Origin of the sequence: Pseudoalteromonas sp. PB2-1 (genome assembly GCF_045040605.1) — a bacterium.
GTDB classification, from domain to species: domain Bacteria; phylum Pseudomonadota; class Gammaproteobacteria; order Enterobacterales; family Alteromonadaceae; genus Pseudoalteromonas; species Pseudoalteromonas arabiensis.
Map to the genome: position 1 here is coordinate 1 of NZ_CP090667.1, position 2,500 is coordinate 2,500.

Genomic DNA, 2,500 nt, shown 5'->3' on the forward strand with positions numbered 1-2,500 from the left:
TAGCGCGCGATGTAAAAGCGCGACCACACACGAAAAAACCCGTTGCATTACTGCAACGGGTTTCTCTAATTGGAGCCATGGTGCGCTACGCAGTAAGATGTCCTACTTTCACATGGCGAATGCCGCACTATGCCTACAAGGATAGAAGTAGTAGGGTCTTGGTTGGGTGTTTTATTTTTCTACAGGCAACAAAAAACCCGACTCTTTCAAATCGGGTTTCTCTAATTAGGAGCCTGGCGATGTCCTACTTTCACATGGCAAATGCCACACTATCATCGGCGCTGTTTCGTTTCACTACTGAGTTCGGCATGGGGTCAGGTGGGTCCAAAACGCTATTGTCACCAAGCGTATTCTGTTTGTTAATCGCCTTAGCAATTAACTAAAATTCGGAAATCTGATAATCGTAAATCTACTTTAGTATACTAACTTCTGTCTGTTACGCTGTCATAAAAATCTGTCTGGAACAGATTTTAACGCACGCAGTGCGGCTTTAGTGATTTACATGGATGTAAATCATAAAACGCGTTTGGCGTTGTATGGTTAAGCCTCACGGGTAATTAGTACAGGTTAGCTTAATGGCTCACACCACTTCCACACCCTGCCTATCAACGTTGTAGTCTTCAACGGCCCTTCAGAGACTTTAAAAGTCTAGTGAGAACTCATCTCGAGGCCTGCTTCGCGCTTAGATGCTTTCAGCGCTTATCAGTTCCGAACGTAGCTACCGGGCAGTGCCATTGGCATGACAACCCGAACACCAGCGGTTCGTTCACTCCGGTCCTCTCGTACTAGGAGCAACCCCTCTCAATTCTCAAACGCCCACGGCAGATAGGGACCGAACTGTCTCACGACGTTCTAAACCCAGCTCGCGTACCACTTTAAATGGCGAACAGCCATACCCTTGGGACCGACTTCAGCCCCAGGATGTGATGAGCCGACATCGAGGTGCCAAACACCGCCGTCGATATGAACTCTTGGGCGGTATCAGCCTGTTATCCCCGGAGTACCTTTTATCCGTTGAGCGATGGCCCTTCCATTCAGAACCACCGGATCACTATGACCTACTTTCGTACCTGCTCGACGTGTCTGTCTCGCAGTTAAGCTGGCTTCTACCATTACACTAACCGTACGATGTCCGACCGTACTTAGCCAACCTTCGTGCTCCTCCGTTACTCTTTGGGAGGAGACCGCCCCAGTCAAACTACCCACCAGGCACTGTCCGTAATCCCGATCAGGGACCAACGTTAGAACATCAAAACTACAAGGGTGGTATTTCAAGGACGGCTCCACAAAAACTAGCGTTTCTGCTTCAAAGCCTCCCACCTATCCTACACATGTAGGTTCAATGTTCAGTGCCAAGCTGTAGTAAAGGTTCACGGGGTCTTTCCGTCTAGCCGCGGGTACACAGCATCTTCACTGCGATTTCAATTTCACTGAGTCTCGGGTGGAGACAGCGTGGCCATGGTTACACCATTCGTGCAGGTCGGAACTTACCCGACAAGGAATTTCGCTACCTTAGGACCGTTATAGTTACGGCCGCCGTTTACCGGGGCTTCGATCAAGAGCTTCGTCCGAAAACTAACCCCATCAATTAACCTTCCGGCACCGGGCAGGTGTCACACCGTATACGTCATCTTGCGATTTTGCACAGTGCTGTGTTTTTAATAAACAGTCCCAGCCACCTGGTCACTGCGGCTCCCGTCCGCTTAGAGAGCAAGTCTCATCACAGATAGGAGCGTACCTTCTCCCGAAGTTACGGTACGATTTTGCCTAGTTCCTTCACCCGAGTTCTCTCAAGCGCCTTAGTATTCTCTACCTGACCACCTGTGTCGGTTTGGGGTACGATTCGGTATAATCTGAAGCTTAGAGGCTTTTCCTGGAAGTATGGCATCAACAACTTCACACCCTTGGGTGCTCGTCTCGTGTCTCAGTCTTAAGAGTCCGGATTTTCCTAAACTCTCAACCTACTCACTTTCACATGGACAACCAACGCCATGCTTGTTTAGCCTGCTCCGTCCCCCCATCGCAATTATACCAAGTACGGGAATATTAACCCGTTTCCCATCGACTACGCCTTTCGGCCTCGCCTTAGGGGTCGACTTACCCTACCCTGATTAACATGGGATAGGAACCCTTGGTCTTCCGGCGTGCGGGTTTTTCACCCGCATTATCGTTACTCATGTCAGCATTCGCACTTCTGATACCTCCAGCATACCTCCCGGTACACCTTCAACGGCTTACAGAACGCTCCCCTACCACTCAAACAAAGTTTGAATCCGCAGCTTCGGTGCATAGTTTAGCCCCGTTACATCTTCCGCGCAGACCGACTCGACCAGTGAGCTATTACGCTTTCTTTAAAGGATGGCTGCTTCTAAGCCAACCTCCTGGCTGTCTGGGCCTTTCCACATCGTTTCCCACTTAACTATGACTTTGGGACCTTAGCTGGCGGTCTGGGTTGTTTCCCTCTTCACGACGGACGTTAGCACCCGCCGTGTGTCTCCCG

2 rRNA genes (1 of these 2 cut by a window edge) are annotated in these 2,500 nt (G+C 50.1%); both read right to left on the bottom strand.

The window, feature by feature from the left end:
* Nucleotides 1–231: 231 nt before the first annotated feature.
* Nucleotides 232–346, bottom strand: a 5S ribosomal RNA gene (gene rrf / locus L0Z67_RS00005).
* A 190-nt stretch (nt 347–536) separates the two neighbouring features.
* Nucleotides 537–2,500, bottom strand: a 23S ribosomal RNA gene (locus L0Z67_RS00010); it runs 921 nt beyond the window's last position.